Genomic DNA, 14,437 nt, shown 5'->3' with positions numbered 1-14,437 from the left:
GCCAAGTCACCTGGACCAATTCATGAAACTTTTTCATGGCGACATACGTTTAAAAGAATAACGGAATTGCAAGAGCAGCCCGTGCCGGCCCGAAGACGAGGACTTTTTGTGACGAGTCCTAGTCTCGGGTCGGGGTTGCTCTTTTTGTTCCGGGGGTATAATTAGACAAAAATAGAGAATCCGAGTATTTGAAAAGATGCCGAAGAGGGTGGAATCGAATCTGTAGAAGCGAAGCGTTCGCCTTTGTCCCCGGATTTCACCCCATACAGGGGTTAAGCTTATCAAGAAATCTGGGGACAACAGCGATCGGAAGAACGATCCGCTCCGTGCAGGCCTATTTTTCAATAGCTCTGGAATCGCAGCTTTATAAGGAGGGAGTCACCATGACTGACCAGCGATATCCGGGTCGCGACCGTACCCCGGCTGGACGCAGCAGCACGTCAGCAGGACGCAGCAGCACGCCGGCAGGACGCAGCAGCCAGGCCGGCGCCAAAGCGGCAGCCGGTACGGGAGGCCCGACTTCCGGCAAATCCGGCCAGACGGGCAAGTCAGGCAAGCCGAAAGCTAAGGGGAAACGCAGGCTGACAGGGCGCAAGGTATTAATGTTTATGTTCTTCGGGGCAGCCTTCGCTGTCGTATGCGGTATTATCGGGTACTTATTGATTATCTTAAATGGTGAAAATATTTTGTCCGAGAACAAAGACAAACTGGCGCTGTCGGAAGCATCGGTCATCTACGATGCCCAAGGCAACGAGATCGATATGCTCTATGTCGAGAACCGGGAGCTCGTCGAGTTCGCCGAGATCCCCGAGCTGATGCGTCAGGCGTTTATCGCAACCGAGGACAAGCGCTTTGAGAACCACTCGGGCATCGACTTCTGGGCGATCGGCCGAGCCGTCGTCAAGGATGTGATCGCGCGCAGCGCCGTCGAGGGCGGCAGTACGATCACGCAGCAGCTCGCCAAGAATATGTTCCTCAACCATGACAAGACGCTGCTCCGCAAAGCGACCGAAGCGTCGATCGCGGTGGCGCTGGAGAACAATTTTACGAAGGATGAGATTCTGACGATGTATCTCAACCGGATCTTCTTCGGCCAGCGTTCGTTCGGAGTCAAGGCGGCGTCGATCCGCTACTTTGGCAAAGAAGACCTGAACGAGCTGGAGCTGTGGGAGATCGCGACGCTGGCGGGGATGCCCAAGGCGCCGAGCGTATTCAATCCGATCAGCAACCCTGAAGAGTCCAAGAAACGGCGGGCCGTCGTGCTGCAGCTCATGTATGACCAGGGCATCATCACCGAGCAGCAGATGAACGAGGCCAAAGCTGCAGAGTATGATCCGGACAAACAGAAGGAACCGGTCGGCAGCAGCAAATACCTTACCTTCATCGACTACGCGATCAACGAAGCGATCCGCGTAACCGGCAAAACAGAGGAGGAGCTGCGTCTGGGCGGGTTCCGCATTCATACGACGCTGAACAGCAATGCCCAGAGTATCATGGAGACCGAGTTTGCGAACGCGGAGAACTTCGAAGAGAGCTCGGGCGAGCAGATCGTCCAGGGTGCAATGGTGATCATCGACCACCGTACCGGAGAGATCGAATCGATGGTGGGCGGCAGAGACTACGTGAAGAAAGGTCTGAACCGTGTTACTCTCCCCCGTCAGCCGGGCTCCGCGTTCAAGCCGGTGACCTCTTACGGACCGGCGCTCGAGACCGGCGACTGGCTGCCGACATCGACGCTTCGCGACGATGAGATCTGTTACGACAACGGCAAGTATTGTCCGAAGGATTCCAACCGCGTCAAGTATATCGGTCCAGTCAGCATGAAGGATGCGATAAAGGAGTCCCGTAATCAGCCAGCTGTCTGGCTGCTCAACGAGATCGGCGTCCAGAAGGGCGTGGATTTCGCCAATAACCTGGGCTTTAACCTGGATGTGCAAAACGACCGCAACCTGGCCATCGCGCTCGGCGGCTTGACCAACGGCGTATCGCCGCTCCAGATGGCGACAGCCTACAGCGTGTTTGCCAATGGCGGCCGCTCGGTCGATCCGCATACGATCACGAGGATCACGGACAGCTCCGACAAGCTCATCTATGAATACAAAGCTCCTAATCCACAACAGCTCATCAAGCCGGAGACCGCTTGGTATCTGACCGAGATTATGCTGGGCGTGACGGAGCCGGGCGGCACCGGCACCCGGGCCAAGATGGACCGGCCGCTCGCGGGCAAGACGGGCACGACACAGCACGGCGTACCAGGTCTGCGCTCGAGCGCCAACCGCGACGTCTGGTTCGTCGGCTACACGCCGGAGTGGACCGGCGCCGTCTGGATGGGGTACGACCGGACCGACGAGAACCATGTGCTGAAGAACAGCAGCGGCATCTCGGCCGCCTTGTTCGCCAAGATCATGTCTGGCGCGTTGAAGGATGCGCCGCCGAGCGAGTTCATTCGTCCAGGAGCTGTCCAGGAAGTCAAGCCGCCGGCTGGCGTCCAGAATCTCTCGGCCGTCTATGTGCCTGAGCGCGGCGAAGTGCAGCTGTCCTGGAATGCTGCTCCGGGCAACAATGTCACTTACCGTCTCTACCGCAAGGAAGCGTCCGAGGGCCAGTTCACGCGCATCATGGACCGACTGGATGCGATCGCTGCAGAGGATCTGAATGTTCTGCCCGGTTACACGTATGATTATTATGTGGCAGCCTACGATTCGGTTACCCGTCTCGAAGGTGCGGGTTCCGGCCGTGTGTCGGTGACGATCCCCGAGATCGAGCTGGATCCGTTCCCGGATACCGATGATGGAACCGAACAGCCGGATGATACCGACGTACCGGATAATACGGAGCCGCCGGATAACGGCGAGCAGCCGATAAATCCGCCGCCAGGCCAGCCGGATGATGGCACGCAGCCAGGCAACGGCGGCAACAACGGTAACAACGGTAATAACGGTAACAACGGTAATAATGGCAATGGCAATAACGGTACGCCAGGCGGACCGGGTACAGAGCCGCCTTCGACAGATCCGGCGCAGCCGGGTACAGGTTCGCCAGAGGGCAATCCAGACGGCGAGCAGCCCGGCGGCGACAGTAATATGCCGCCGCCGGATACAGACAATTCTGCTGCGCTTCAGCTGCAGTCGCCGTCAGAATAAAACCACACTTAAGCCCCGCGTTTCCAAACGTGGGGCTTTTATTTAATTCTATGAAAGTATAAGTTTCACATTCATACTCAGCTTAGAATTCTATGGAATGAAAACGCGCTGCACCGCCAAAGATGGCGACAGCCGTTTCACCTTGTTGTTCAGGAAATTATGTGCGATCTGGATAAGCGCGTTTACCAGGACTGGCCCCCTTGGCGGCAGCTGGTTGGACAGTTTGGCTTGGTTTATTTCGTGCAGTCGCTGGAGATAGACGTTAAGTTATGGTAAGCTTTTTTTGTAGATGTTGACAACAGATTGGAAGGTGTGCAGGCGTCTGCCTTCCGCATCCTAACGGAGAGGAATGGTCCGTATGAAACGGAAATTTTCAGATCGTGCCAATTGGCGCAGAATTCTTCGGAAAAGCTATTCCTGTCTGTCGATGGACAGTGACGAGTTCAGGGGACTGGTCACCTTTTATCGCATCCATGAATTGCGGGAACCGCTGTGGAAAGAATACAATGGACGCCGTCTCTGCCTGGCCGACAAGGGTTATTTGTGGATGCAGCATTTTCCCAAGGGCGAACAATTCGTCGTGACCACCATGTTCAACGATAAAGGCAAAGTGGTGCAGTGGTACATCGATATCTGCAAGACGCAAGGGCTGACGGACCAGCAGGTGCCCTGGTTTGATGATATGTACCTCGATGTTGTTGTGCTGCCTACGGGCGAGGTATTCCTGATGGATGAAGATGAACTGGAGGAAGCTGTCCGCAGCGGCGATGTCTCGCCCCGCGACGCAGCTTCGGCCCGCAAGACAGCCGGCCGGCTGCTCTCGGCCATCCGGGGCGGCCGGTTCCGCTATTTCACGCTTAGCCTGAAGCATCGCAAGACGCTGGCTGAAGGCGTGAAGGGCAAAAGCGAGGCATGAGTGATCTGAAAGCGGCGAAGTCGTCTGGCGGTTCCAAGCCCGCGGGCTCCCGCAAGGGGAGAGGGTCAGGGATGTCCGGGCGCTCTGGAGGGCGCGGCGATACGGCGCCCTCCTCACAGAAGCCGAAGCGTCCGCCTGCGAAGCGTACCGCTTCCCGCCGCAAGCCCGGCAAGCGCAAGTCCGCACAAGCCGGCTCGGTGACCGGCAGGAGAATCTTGTTCAAGCTGCTGCGGATCGGCGCCTTTGCCGCAGCGTTCGGCGTATTCTGGTGCGGGTACCTGCTGTGGCATATCAGCAACTATGATCATCCGCGCGAGCTGGAGCCGGCTGATGTCGGGATCGTGCTCGGCGCGGCGCTCTGGAACAATGTACCGAGTCCCGGGCTTGGCGAGCGTCTGGATCTGGCGATCCGGCTCTATGAAGAGGAGCGGTTCGATGCGCTGATCGTCAGCGGCGGGCTGGACAATAACGGTTCGACCATCACCGAAGCCCAGGGCATGCGCAATTATCTGGTCGACCACGGTATCCCGCCGGGAGCGATCGTCATGGAGCCTGAAGCGACCAGCACGTATGAGAATCTGCTGCACAGCCGGACGATCATGGAAACTAAGGGTTGGAGCAGCGCGGTGATCATCTCGCATGACTATCACTCCGCCCGTGCGCATAATATCGCCGCTTATCTGCGGATGGAGCCGTTTCAGGTAGCAGGCACCAAGTCCAGATATATCTCATACGCCGAGAGCGAGCTGCGGGAGGTGCTGGCCTACACGAAGTGGCAGATGGACAAGCTGGCAAGGTTGGCCGGCATCAAAGAACATTGATGCTTACTACAGTCGAGGGACTGTGGACAAGCGGACATGACAATATTGGACAAGGCCGGGCAAGGATTCTGTCATATCTTCTAATATGCTTGGTGCAGCTAGCATACATTGGTAATGCGGCGACTGGCCGGGTGTGCCCTCTGGGAGGCTAACCCGGCGCCGACGACGGCCAAGGATGGGGATGCCCGTATGCTAGGAAATGCAGTTCAAGAAGATCAGAAGAAAACTGCCAGACCTTCCCGCCAGATCAATGTCGTCCTGCGGAGCCAGGATGCAGCGGCTCCGTTGTCCAGTGCTGCTGCTGCGGACTTCGGGGAAGTCGCATCGGCGGCCGCCAAGACATCCCCTGTGCCGGAGACTTATGCGGATATCCAGAAGGAAATGGAGCATATGGTCGGGCTGGATCATGTCAAATCGCTCATATTTGAAATCTATGCCCTGCTTCATATCGCCAAGATGCGTTCAGAGGTCGGATTGCACGGCGGCTCGCATGTCTATCATATGATCTTCAAAGGCAATCCCGGCACCGGCAAGACGACGATCGCCCGGATCGTCGCGCGACTGCTGCAGAAGATGGGTGTGCTCAGCAAAGGCCATCTGATCGAAGTGGAGCGCGCGGACCTGGTCGGCGAATATATCGGTCATACGGCCAACAAGACTCGTGATCTTGTGAAGAAAGCGATGGGCGGCGTGCTGTTCGTGGATGAAGCGTACAGTCTGGCCCGGGGCGGCGAGAAGGATTTTGGCAAAGAGGCGATTGACACACTTGTAAAAGCTATGGAGGATCATAAGAATCAATTTGTCCTCATCCTGGCGGGATATCCGATGGAAATCGATGAGTTTCTCATGACCAATCCCGGACTGCCTTCGCGGTTCCCGATCCAGATCGACTTCCCGGACTATACCGTGGATCAATTAATCCAGATCGCCGAGCTGATGGCCAAGGAGCGTGACTATCATCTGCTGCCGCAGGCCGTCTTCAAGCTGCGCCAGCATCTGGTGGAGGAGCGGGCATCTTGCTTGTTCTCCTTCAGCAATGCGCGTTATGTGCGCAATGTCATCGAACGGGCGATCCGGTTCCAGGCGGTCAGACTGCTGGGCCAGTATCCCGGCGGCGTCCCGGGCAGGCAGGAGCTGATGTCGATCCGGCCCGAGGATCTGAAGTGGGAAAAGGGAAGCTGACGGCGCACTTGCTATACTATTAGGGTTTACCGTATTCAATAACTTGGTGAAGAAGTGCCGGAGAGGGCGGAATCGTTCTGTAGAAATGGAATGGTCGCTTTTGTCAGGTGATTTCACCCCTTCAGGGGTTACATTAAAGGAGAACTTAAACGATGCGAGAGACGACCTACGATACCGAACACGAGATCCAAGACAGGGCCTTGCTCGTCAGTCTGGTCACCCCGCAGCTCAAGCGCAGCGCGATCCAGCCGGAGCACTCGATGGCCGAGCTGGAGCGGCTTGCGGAGACGGCAGGCGTGGAAGTGCTGACGACTATGACGCAGAACCGCGACACGCCCGATACCAAATGGTTCATCGGCAAAGGCAAGGTGGAAGAGCTGCGTGCGGCGGCGGAAGAGCTGGAAGCGACGACGGTCATCTTCGACCAGGAGCTCTCCGGCGCCCAGGTGCGCAATCTGGAGGAATCGCTCGATCTGAAGACATCGACCGCACCCAGCTCATCCTCGATATCTTCGCCCAGCGAGCGCATACCCGGGAGGGCATCATCCAAGTCGAGCTGGCTCAGCTCAGTTATCTGCTGCCGCGTCTGTCCGGCCATGGCAAGAATCTGTCACGGCTTGGCGGCGGCATCGGCACAAGGGGGCCCGGCGAATCCAAGCTGGAGATGGATCGCCGGCATATCCGCGACCGGATCTCCGACCTCAAGTCCGCCTTGGCGGAGGTTGTGCGCCATCGCGGTCTCCACCGGGAGCGCCGCCGCAAGAGCGGCGTCATCCAGGTCGCCCTGGTGGGTTACACCAATGCCGGCAAGTCGACGCTGATGCGCCAGCTGACGCAGGCGGACGTCCTTGTCGAGAACCAGCTGTTCGCGACACTGGACCCGACGTCACGCACGCTGGAGCTGCCAAACGGCCGGGAGGTGGTGCTGACGGATACGGTCGGCTTCATCCAAAATCTGCCCACCGACCTCATCGCTGCTTTCCGGGCCACGCTGGAGGAAGTGAACGAGGCGGATCTGATCCTCCATGTGGTCGACAGCTCTTCGCCTGTTCGGGAGGAACAGATGGCTGTCGTGCAGCAGATCCTGGGCGAGCTGAAGGCGTCTGACAAGCCGCAGCTGCTGGTCTTCAACAAGAAGGATCTGTGCGAAGCCGAGCAGCGGGAGCGCGTCCCGGCGACAGAGGATGCGTTGTGGATCAGCGCCTACGATGAAGCGGATCAGGAGCTGCTGCGTGCACGCATCCAGGAGCGCTTGACCGGACAGACCGTTACGTTTGAAGTGCCGGCGGAGCAGGGAGACATCATTTCGCTTGTCTATCGGGTAGGCGAGGTGATCCATCAGGAGGTAGATGGCAGCCAGATAAGGCTGACGGTGGAAGTGGACACGCAGAGCTATGAGGTGCATGGCCATAGGCTGACGCCTTACATAGCAGGCAATAGTAAAGGAGAATAGAATCACATCATGACACATGAAGCATGGGAGCGCCTGGAGAGATTAGCCGATGAGGTCGAAGCGACGGTTGCTCCGCAATTTCATAAGATCGACCGGATTGCCGAGCGCAATCAGTGGCGGGTGATCCGGGCTTTCCAAAAGCATAACGTCAGTGATTATCACTTTGCTGGGTCGACCGGCTATGGTTACAATGACAGGGGCCGGGAAGTGTTGGATCTGGTCTACGCCGATGTGTTCCAGTCGGAGTCGGCACTCGTCCGCCCGCATTTCGCATCGGGTACGCATACGATCAGCTGTGCGTTATTCGGGGTGCTGCGACCCGGAGACGAGCTGCTCTATATTACCGGCAAGCCTTACGATACGCTGCACAAAGTGATCGGCAAGCCGGGCGACGGGACAGGCTCGCTGGCGGATTGGGGCGTCTCCTACCGGGAGGTGCCGCTGACAGCCGGAGGGGGTGTCGATGAGGAAGCCGTAAGGGCGGCGATCTCACCCAAGACGAAGGTAATCGGCATCCAGCGTTCGCGGGGGTATGACTGGAGGCCGTCCTTTACGATCGACGAGATCGCCCGCATGGTCCAACTGGTGCGATCGGTGAAGCCCGAGGTGCTGATATTCGTCGACAACTGCTATGGCGAATTTACGGAGGAGCGCGAGCCTACGGCGGTCGGCGTCGATCTGATGGCAGGCTCGCTGATCAAGAATCCCGGTGGCGGTCTTGCTGCCACGGGAGGATACATCTGCGGTAATACAGCTGCCGTAGAAGCGGCTTCTTATCGGCTGACGGCTCCGGGTATCGGCGGCGAGGTGGGAGCAATGCTGGGCACGACCAGGAGCATCTATCAAGGGTTGTTCCTTGCCCCTCACCTGGTGGGACAAGCTCTGCGCGGCAGCGTGTTCGCCGCAGCTCTGTTCGAGAGACTCGGGTATGAGACAAGTCCGGCCTGGGACGCCAAGCGCACCGATCTTATCCAGGCGATCCGTTTCCGTGACAAAGAGCTGCTTATCTCGTTCGTACAGGGGATCCAGAGAGCCGCTGCTGTTGACGCGCATGTGACGCCCGAACCATGGGACATGCCAGGTTATACCCATCCGGTAATTATGGCGGCAGGCACGTTTATGCAGGGGGGCAGTCTGGAGTTGTCGGCGGATGCACCGATCCGCGAGCCCTACATCGCTTATATGCAAGGCGGATTAACCTACAGCCATGTCAAGCTGGGCGTATTGACGGCATTGTCAGGCATGCAAATTATAAATAAACTGTAATTAAACCTCACACAACTTGACACGTTTTCGGCATAACGTTACAATAGATAGATATCAAGGATGGAGAGGTTGATGCGACATGGCTGATGAAATTCGCAGAAATATGGCCTTGTTTCCCATCGGGATTGTCATGAAGCTTACGGATTTGACGGCCCGTCAGATCCGGTATTACGAGCAGCATGAACTGATCGTCCCGGCCAGGACCAATGGCAATCAGCGCCTGTTCTCGTTTAACGACGTAGAGCGTCTGCTGGAGATCAAGTCCCTCATCGAGAAGGGCGTCAATATCGCTGGGATCAAGCAAGTGATGCATCCGGTCTCCAAAGAGTCCGAGGAAGCGACGGTCATCACCGAACAGACGGAGCACCGCCGCCGCGAGATGAGCGAGACCCAGTTGCATCGCCTGCTTAAGCAGCAGCTTCTGGAGAAGAGACCGGGCAAGGCCTCGATTATACAAGGCCAGCTGTCCCGTTTCTATAGCAATAGACCTTAATTATATGCAGCTAAAGGAGAGGATTCTGTGAGTTTCACGAAAGAAGACATCTTACGCAGCGCACAAGAGCAAAACGTACGATTTATCCGTTTGCAATTTACCGACCTGCTCGGCACGATCAAGAATGTAGAGATTCCTGTGAGTCAGCTCGAAAAGGCGTTGGATAACAAAATGATGTTCGATGGTTCGTCCATCGAGGGTTATGTCCGTATCGAAGAGTCCGATATGTATCTGTATCCGGATCTGAAAACCTGGATGGTCTTCCCGTGGATTACCGAGAACCGTGTCGCTCGTCTGATCTGCGACATCTATATGCCGGATGGCACCCCGTTTGCAGGCGACCCGCGCGGTATCCTCAAGCGCTGTCTGAAGGAAGCCGAAGAAATGGGCTTCACCGCAATGAACGTCGGTCCCGAGCCGGAGTTCTTCCTGTTCAAGACAGATGAGAAGGGCGAAGCGACGATGGAGCTCAACGACCAGGGCGGGTACTTTGACCTGGCGCCTACCGATCTTGGCGAGAACTGCCGCCGCGAGATCGTGCTGACGCTCGAGGAGATGGGCTTTGAGATCGAAGCTTCTCACCACGAGGTGGCCCCGGGCCAGCATGAGATCGACTTCAAGTATGCCAATGCGATCAAAGCGGCTGACCAGATCCAGACATTCAAGCTGGTCGTCAAAACCATTGCTCGTCAGCATGGTCTGCATGCTTCCTTCATGCCGAAGCCGCTGTTCGGTGTCAATGGCTCAGGCATGCACTGTCACCAGTCGCTGTTCCAGGGCAAGACCAATGCTTTCTATGACGAGAGCGACAAGCTTGGCCTCAGTTCGACTGCACGTCATTACATGGCAGGTCTGCTGAAGCACGCCCGCGCCTATGCGGTCATCACCAATCCTACGGTCAATTCGTACAAGCGTCTTGTTCCAGGCTACGAAGCACCGGTCTATGTCGCTTGGTCTGCGAGCAACCGCAGTCCGATGATCCGGATCCCGGCTTCCCGTGGTCTCAGCACTCGCGTCGAAGTGCGCAACCCGGATCCAGCAGCCAATCCTTACTTGGCTCTGGCAGTCATGCTGATGGCCGGTCTGGACGGTATCAAGAACAAGACTCCGCTGCCTGCGCCGACCGACCGCAACATCTACGTCATGACAGAGGAAGAGCGTCTGGACGAGGGTATCCCGAGCCTGCCGGCCAACCTCAAGGAAGGTCTCAATGAGCTGCTCCGCAATGAAGTCATCTGCGATGCGCTCGGCGATCATGCGCTGGCTCACTTCTACGAGCTCAAAGAAATCGAGTGGGATATGTATAGAACGCAAGTGCATCAGTGGGAAAGAGATCAGTATCTGACTCTGTATTAATCCCTATCCACACCACCCTTTCTGACCACCGACGGTTGGAAAGGGTGTTTTTTTGCGCGATGGTGCTCTATTCCTCAAGGGAAATAACACTGTCCAGTTTGTTCAGCAGCAGCCATTCTTTTTTCGTTAATTCCCGGATGGTGTCCCTTACGCTCGCATTAATGGTCAGGATATCACTGATCGTAGCAGGCGGTCCCGTCAATCCTGGCAGCGTACCCAACACATATTGCAGCTTTTCACCTTCGGCATTAATAATATGACTGAGCCCGAGCTCTTCCAATGCGATGGACGATAAAAGCAAGTTTATTGCATTATCTCGAGTAATCGAAATGACAGGTGTAATGTTTGGAATATTGGATTGCGACATGTTCCCGCCTCCTTGAAATGTTAGGATTAGATTATTCATTGTATGCGTAACAACATGTCTCACATACGTGTCTGACGATGAACAATCGCGACAATGAAGTAAGCCCTAAAACGCCTGCCGGCTTATAAGCCGACAGGCGTTTTAGAGGTTGTATGCCACGTCTTGTTGCGCTAGGTTATGCCTGCCGTCAGACGCCGCCCCTTCTACCGCGTACGAGATTGAAGATGAGTGCGATGAGGGCAAAGACAAGCAAGATGTGAATGAGACCGCCCATCAGATCAATTGCAAAGCCCACGCCCCAGAAAATCAGCAGGAGCACGAAAATTGCCCATAACATAGTAACACTTCCTTTCTCTCTTCTTGATATTTTCATTTAAACGCGATGACAGATTCCTAATCATCCAGCAGCCAAACCGAGCGCTGTCAATAATATGCAACTAGTTGGCGGAGAAAGCCGTTTATTCTGTTAGTGAGCCTTAATAGATAACCCTTGGAAAGGAGGGCTGCCGATGGGGAACTGGCAGAAAGTGATCCTGATGGCCGGTTCTGCCGCATGCACACTTGTTCTGTCAAGCTACCAGCAGGAGGTTAATCAGCTGCCCGGAGAGTCTTCAACAATACAAGAAGGATCGGTATCGGCGACAGTCAGTACGCCTACAGGTAAGCTTCTGGGGGCCGTGGGAGCGATTGTTCATCCCGCGTCTGAATATCGTACGCTGGGCATTGGGAGAACCCTCATATACAAGTTTACATGCCATGGATACGGGATGTGAATGAAGCGATGCAGAGGTCTGGCGTTATGAAATGCCAAATGCAGATGAAGCCTACAACGGGCAGAAGCCTGGATAGAGGCCGATCTGGAAGGGCTGGCAGCAGGTGAGGTGAGTGAACAATGATTGCTCGTCTGGAGCCTGGATGGACATCTGCTGGCTGAACATAGCCAGAACTTCTACGTTATCGATCCCGCAGACGGCAAGGCATTATATCGTATGGGCGATGTGTTGGCCGCGGGTATCTTCGAAAGCGCTGCTCCATGGATGCGTCATGCGATCATTCACGTGACAGATCAAGATACATTGTACATTGGCTCCGGCAATGGTTACTTTAGCAAGGTGGAGCGGCTGACAACAGAAACTGGCGCAAAGGCAGGTGAATAAAATGAACCGTGCAACACGACATCTGTGGTTATCGTTGTTATTTGGGCTGCTTGTCGCTGCCGGGATCTATCTGATCGATAAAGTGGAAGGCGGGAAGATCACGATTTCGATGCATACGGATATGGCAGTATACCTGGCATTTCTGGGCGGGGTGTTAGCGATCCCATTTTATTATGCGACGTTATTCCCTGTGACTACATTGCTGGATCGAATGTTCCGGTCGAGCGCCTTGCTCAAGCTCGCTGTTCCAACCGTGCTGATGATGGGGGTCGGATACTGGCTGACTGGTTCGTATGGCGAATATAATATTAATGAGTATGGGATCCGGGTAGAGACCGGATTGGTCGTCTTCGGCGCGATTGGCTTGGTGATCCAGGTGCTGGAACGTGATCTGACCCGTCGGTACCCGGTACAGGGAATGCGTTCTGAACGAGCTTGATTCAGCAAGTTTCATTCCGGAGAAATAAAAGCTAAGTAGATGAGAAGTTTTATTTCAAGAAAAAACTCCACCGCACGGTTCATTGCCCAGGGTGGAGTGCCATATGTACGAGCGTGGAGCCTCGGCGCAGCCGCAGGCTCTTCTCTATGTGGACGAGCAGTTAGGTGATGTCCCGGAAGACGCCGATGACGCGGCCGAGGATCGTGACGCGCTTCAGGAGGAGCGGCGACATCGTAGCGTTCTCGGGCTGCAGGCGGATGTGGTCCTTCTCCTTGTAGAACGTCTTCACGGTTGCTTCGTCATCCTCGGTCATCGCGACGACGATCTCCCCGTTATTGGCAGTCTGCTGTTGGCGGACGATGACATAATCACCATCGTGGATGCCGGCCTCGATCATGCTCTCGCCGACGACATTAAGCATGAACACCTGATTGTCTCCCACGAAGTGGGTAGGGAGCGGGAAATACTCCTCGATGTTCTCCGTGGCGGTGATCGGAATCCCGGCCGTAACCTTGCCGACGACCGGCACCTTAGAGATGGAGAGGGGGAACTGGATCTCTCCCTGTTCCTGATCGAGAATCTCGATCGCGCGGGGCTTGGTAGGGTCGCGGCGGATCAGGCCTTTCTTCTCCAGACGGTCCAGATGACCGTGTACGGTCGAACTGGAGGCGAGACCAACCGCCTCTCCAATCTCTCGGACGGATGGCGGATACCCTTTTTCCTTGACTTCTGTCTTGATGAATTCAAGTATGGATTGCTGGCGGTTCGAAATCTTGGACACAGAAATCACTCCATCTGTTCGGTTTGATGAGTAAAATTATAACATAGAACCGGAGTTCGTACAAACATAAGTTCCGAAAAACATCTGTTCGCAGACGACGGGGAGTGCTATTGAACATTTTGGAATTGGCCGAGTCCTCAACCAAAACAACGCATATAGAGGTAAAGGAACAAATGTTCTTAAAAAGCTTGACTGCAAACAAGTGTTCGTGATATTCTCGTATCAGAACAAACGTTTGGAGTGATGGGGAATGATGATGCAAACGACTACGTACCGCAGCATACATACATCTGATAACGGCAAGGAGCATAAGCAGATTCGCCAAGCGCCTCTTCGCCAATCGAGCGTGTTTTTTTTGCCGAAAGCCGCTGCCGTTATTCTCATTATCGGGTTGTTGATGTCCGGGGTACTGCTGGCTGATTCATATGCATTTCCTGTAGAGCTCCAGCCGCTGGAGCATGAAGAAATTGTCATTGTAACTACCGGCGATACGCTCTGGAAGATCGCTACCACGCACAAGCCGGCAGGGATGGATGTAAGAGAAGCAGTCTATCTCCTCCAGTCGCGCAATGCCCTGCAGGGCTCCTCGTTGGTTGCTGGGCAGAGCCTGATCCTTCCGTTTTGAGCTTTGCCTTCGGGGCTTAGATTTTATAGATATCAACCTGCGCCGAGTGTTGTCCTCTCCTCCTTGGAGAATCGATGACGCTCGGCTTCTTTGGCATAGGCCGCTGTTGTCTTGACAATTTGTCCTGCCTAATGTCAAAGTAGAGAGTGGGAATGAAACGCGGCACCACGTAGGAGGCAATTGACGTATGGAAATGGAACAATTGATCGCACGCATCAATGAACTGTCCCGCAAAAATAAGCAGGGCGGATTAACGGAAGAAGAGACAGCTGAGCGAGCGAGATTGAGACAGCAGTACCTGGAAGTTTTCAAACGCAATTTCCGCAACCAGCTCGATGCGATCGAGATCGTCGACGGTGATGACCACGACCAGCAGAACGGGCCCGGAAAGCTGCGGCACTGAGGGCTTAGCCCTCAGTCTTACATAAGGAGAGTGGT

14 protein-coding genes and 1 pseudogene are annotated in these 14,437 nt (G+C 55.4%); 12 read left to right on the top strand and 3 right to left on the bottom strand.

What is annotated here, in order from left to right; genetic code table 11:
- Positions 1-383: 383 nt before the first annotated feature.
- From ABC336_RS00540 to glnA, 8 genes and pseudogenes are all read left to right on the top strand, one after another.
- Complete coding sequence (locus tag ABC336_RS00540; protein WP_413236796.1) at positions 384-3,143, top strand: transglycosylase domain-containing protein; 2,760 nt, start codon at positions 384-386, stop codon at positions 3,141-3,143.
- Positions 3,144-3,501: 358 nt separating this feature from the next.
- Positions 3,502-4,059 carry a ribonuclease FAU-1 family protein gene (locus ABC336_RS00535; protein ID WP_413236795.1) on the top strand — a complete coding sequence of 186 codons (558 nt, stop codon included), beginning with the start codon at positions 3,502-3,504 and terminating at the stop codon, positions 4,057-4,059.
- Positions 4,056-4,880 (top strand): YdcF family protein, encoded by an 825-nt coding sequence (locus ABC336_RS00530; protein ID WP_413236794.1) that lies wholly within the window; start codon positions 4,056-4,058, stop codon positions 4,878-4,880. Before ABC336_RS00535 ends, ABC336_RS00530 begins: the two co-directional genes overlap by 4 nt.
- A 189-nt stretch (positions 4,881-5,069) precedes the next feature.
- Positions 5,070-6,062, top strand: a complete 993-nt coding sequence (locus ABC336_RS00525; protein WP_413236793.1) for an AAA family ATPase — start codon at positions 5,070-5,072, stop codon at positions 6,060-6,062.
- 152 nt (positions 6,063-6,214) lie between these two features.
- A pseudogene (gene hflX / locus ABC336_RS00520) lies at positions 6,215-7,515 on the top strand (GTPase HflX).
- A gap of 9 nt (positions 7,516-7,524) precedes the next feature.
- Positions 7,525-8,781 carry a methionine gamma-lyase family protein gene (locus ABC336_RS00515; RefSeq protein ID WP_413236792.1) on the top strand — a complete coding sequence of 419 codons (1,257 nt, stop codon included), beginning with the start codon at positions 7,525-7,527 and terminating at the stop codon, positions 8,779-8,781.
- A 79-nt stretch (positions 8,782-8,860) separates the two neighbouring features.
- The gene (locus tag ABC336_RS00510; RefSeq protein ID WP_413236791.1) at positions 8,861-9,274 is read left to right on the top strand and encodes a MerR family transcriptional regulator; all 414 of its coding nucleotides are present in this window, start codon (positions 8,861-8,863) and stop codon (positions 9,272-9,274) included.
- 27 nt (positions 9,275-9,301) lie between these two features.
- On the top strand, positions 9,302-10,630 hold the full coding sequence (gene glnA, locus ABC336_RS00505; protein ID WP_413236790.1) for a type I glutamate--ammonia ligase: 1,329 nt from the start codon (positions 9,302-9,304) through the stop codon (positions 10,628-10,630).
- Positions 10,631-10,697: 67 nt separating this feature from the next.
- On the opposite strand, the gene ABC336_RS00500 is transcribed toward glnA, so the two are convergent.
- Both ABC336_RS00500 and ABC336_RS00495 read right to left on the bottom strand, forming a co-directional pair.
- Entirely contained in the window at positions 10,698-10,997 is a 300-nt protein-coding gene (locus tag ABC336_RS00500; RefSeq protein ID WP_413236789.1) for an alpha-helical endospore appendage domain-containing protein, read from the bottom strand.
- Positions 10,998-11,184: 187 nt separating this feature from the next.
- Entirely contained in the window at positions 11,185-11,334 is a 150-nt protein-coding gene (locus tag ABC336_RS00495) for a lmo0937 family membrane protein (protein WP_413236788.1), read from the bottom strand.
- Positions 11,335-11,893: 559 nt separating this feature from the next.
- Here ABC336_RS00495 and ABC336_RS00490 point away from each other — a divergent pair.
- Both ABC336_RS00490 and ABC336_RS00485 read left to right on the top strand, forming a co-directional pair.
- The gene (locus tag ABC336_RS00490) at positions 11,894-12,154 is read left to right on the top strand and encodes a hypothetical protein (RefSeq protein WP_413236787.1); all 261 of its coding nucleotides are present in this window, start codon (positions 11,894-11,896) and stop codon (positions 12,152-12,154) included.
- A 1-nt stretch (position 12,155) separates the two neighbouring features.
- A complete protein-coding gene (locus ABC336_RS00485; protein WP_413236786.1) occupies positions 12,156-12,593 on the top strand; it encodes a hypothetical protein in 438 nt (145 codons plus the stop codon).
- A gap of 160 nt (positions 12,594-12,753) precedes the next feature.
- Here ABC336_RS00485 and lexA read toward each other — a convergent pair whose 3' ends face one another.
- Positions 12,754-13,374 (bottom strand): transcriptional repressor LexA, encoded by a 621-nt coding sequence (lexA, locus tag ABC336_RS00480; RefSeq protein WP_413236785.1) that lies wholly within the window; start codon positions 13,372-13,374, stop codon positions 12,754-12,756.
- 250 nt (positions 13,375-13,624) lie between these two features.
- On the opposite strand from lexA, the gene ABC336_RS00475 reads away from it, so the two are divergent.
- Positions 13,625-13,999 (top strand): LysM peptidoglycan-binding domain-containing protein, encoded by a 375-nt coding sequence (locus ABC336_RS00475; RefSeq protein ID WP_413236784.1) that lies wholly within the window; start codon positions 13,625-13,627, stop codon positions 13,997-13,999.
- A 187-nt stretch (positions 14,000-14,186) separates the two neighbouring features.
- The gene (locus ABC336_RS00470) at positions 14,187-14,402 is read left to right on the top strand and encodes a DUF896 domain-containing protein (RefSeq protein WP_413236783.1); all 216 of its coding nucleotides are present in this window, start codon (positions 14,187-14,189) and stop codon (positions 14,400-14,402) included.
- The last annotated feature ends 35 nt before the right edge of the window (positions 14,403-14,437 follow it).

This window comes from Paenibacillus jepli (assembly GCF_047238105.1).
Taxonomy (GTDB): domain Bacteria; phylum Bacillota; class Bacilli; order Paenibacillales; family Paenibacillaceae; genus Paenibacillus_D.
Note: the sequence above shows the minus strand (reverse complement) of the source record. Positions and strands in the feature narration are given on the sequence as shown.

Excerpts from the sequence above, each read along its gene's own strand:
- ABC336_RS00540 (WP_413236796.1), top strand. The coding sequence starts at position 384 with ATGACTGACCAGCGATATCCGGGTCGCGACCGTACCCCGGCTGGACGC.
- ABC336_RS00535 (WP_413236795.1), top strand. The coding sequence starts at position 3,502 with ATGAAACGGAAATTTTCAGATCGTGCCAATTGGCGCAGAATTCTTCGG.
- ABC336_RS00530 (WP_413236794.1), top strand. The coding sequence starts at position 4,056 with ATGAGTGATCTGAAAGCGGCGAAGTCGTCTGGCGGTTCCAAGCCCGCG.
- ABC336_RS00525 (WP_413236793.1), top strand. The coding sequence starts at position 5,070 with ATGCTAGGAAATGCAGTTCAAGAAGATCAGAAGAAAACTGCCAGACCT.
- ABC336_RS00515 (WP_413236792.1), top strand. The coding sequence starts at position 7,525 with ATGACACATGAAGCATGGGAGCGCCTGGAGAGATTAGCCGATGAGGTC.
- ABC336_RS00510 (WP_413236791.1), top strand. The coding sequence starts at position 8,861 with ATGGCTGATGAAATTCGCAGAAATATGGCCTTGTTTCCCATCGGGATT.
- ABC336_RS00500 (WP_413236789.1), bottom strand. The coding sequence starts at position 10,997 with ATGTCGCAATCCAATATTCCAAACATTACACCTGTCATTTCGATTACT.
- ABC336_RS00495 (WP_413236788.1), bottom strand. The coding sequence starts at position 11,334 with ATGTTATGGGCAATTTTCGTGCTCCTGCTGATTTTCTGGGGCGTGGGC.
- ABC336_RS00485 (WP_413236786.1), top strand. The coding sequence starts at position 12,156 with ATGAACCGTGCAACACGACATCTGTGGTTATCGTTGTTATTTGGGCTG.
- ABC336_RS00475 (WP_413236784.1), top strand. The coding sequence starts at position 13,625 with ATGATGATGCAAACGACTACGTACCGCAGCATACATACATCTGATAAC.
- ABC336_RS00470 (WP_413236783.1), top strand. The coding sequence starts at position 14,187 with ATGGAAATGGAACAATTGATCGCACGCATCAATGAACTGTCCCGCAAA.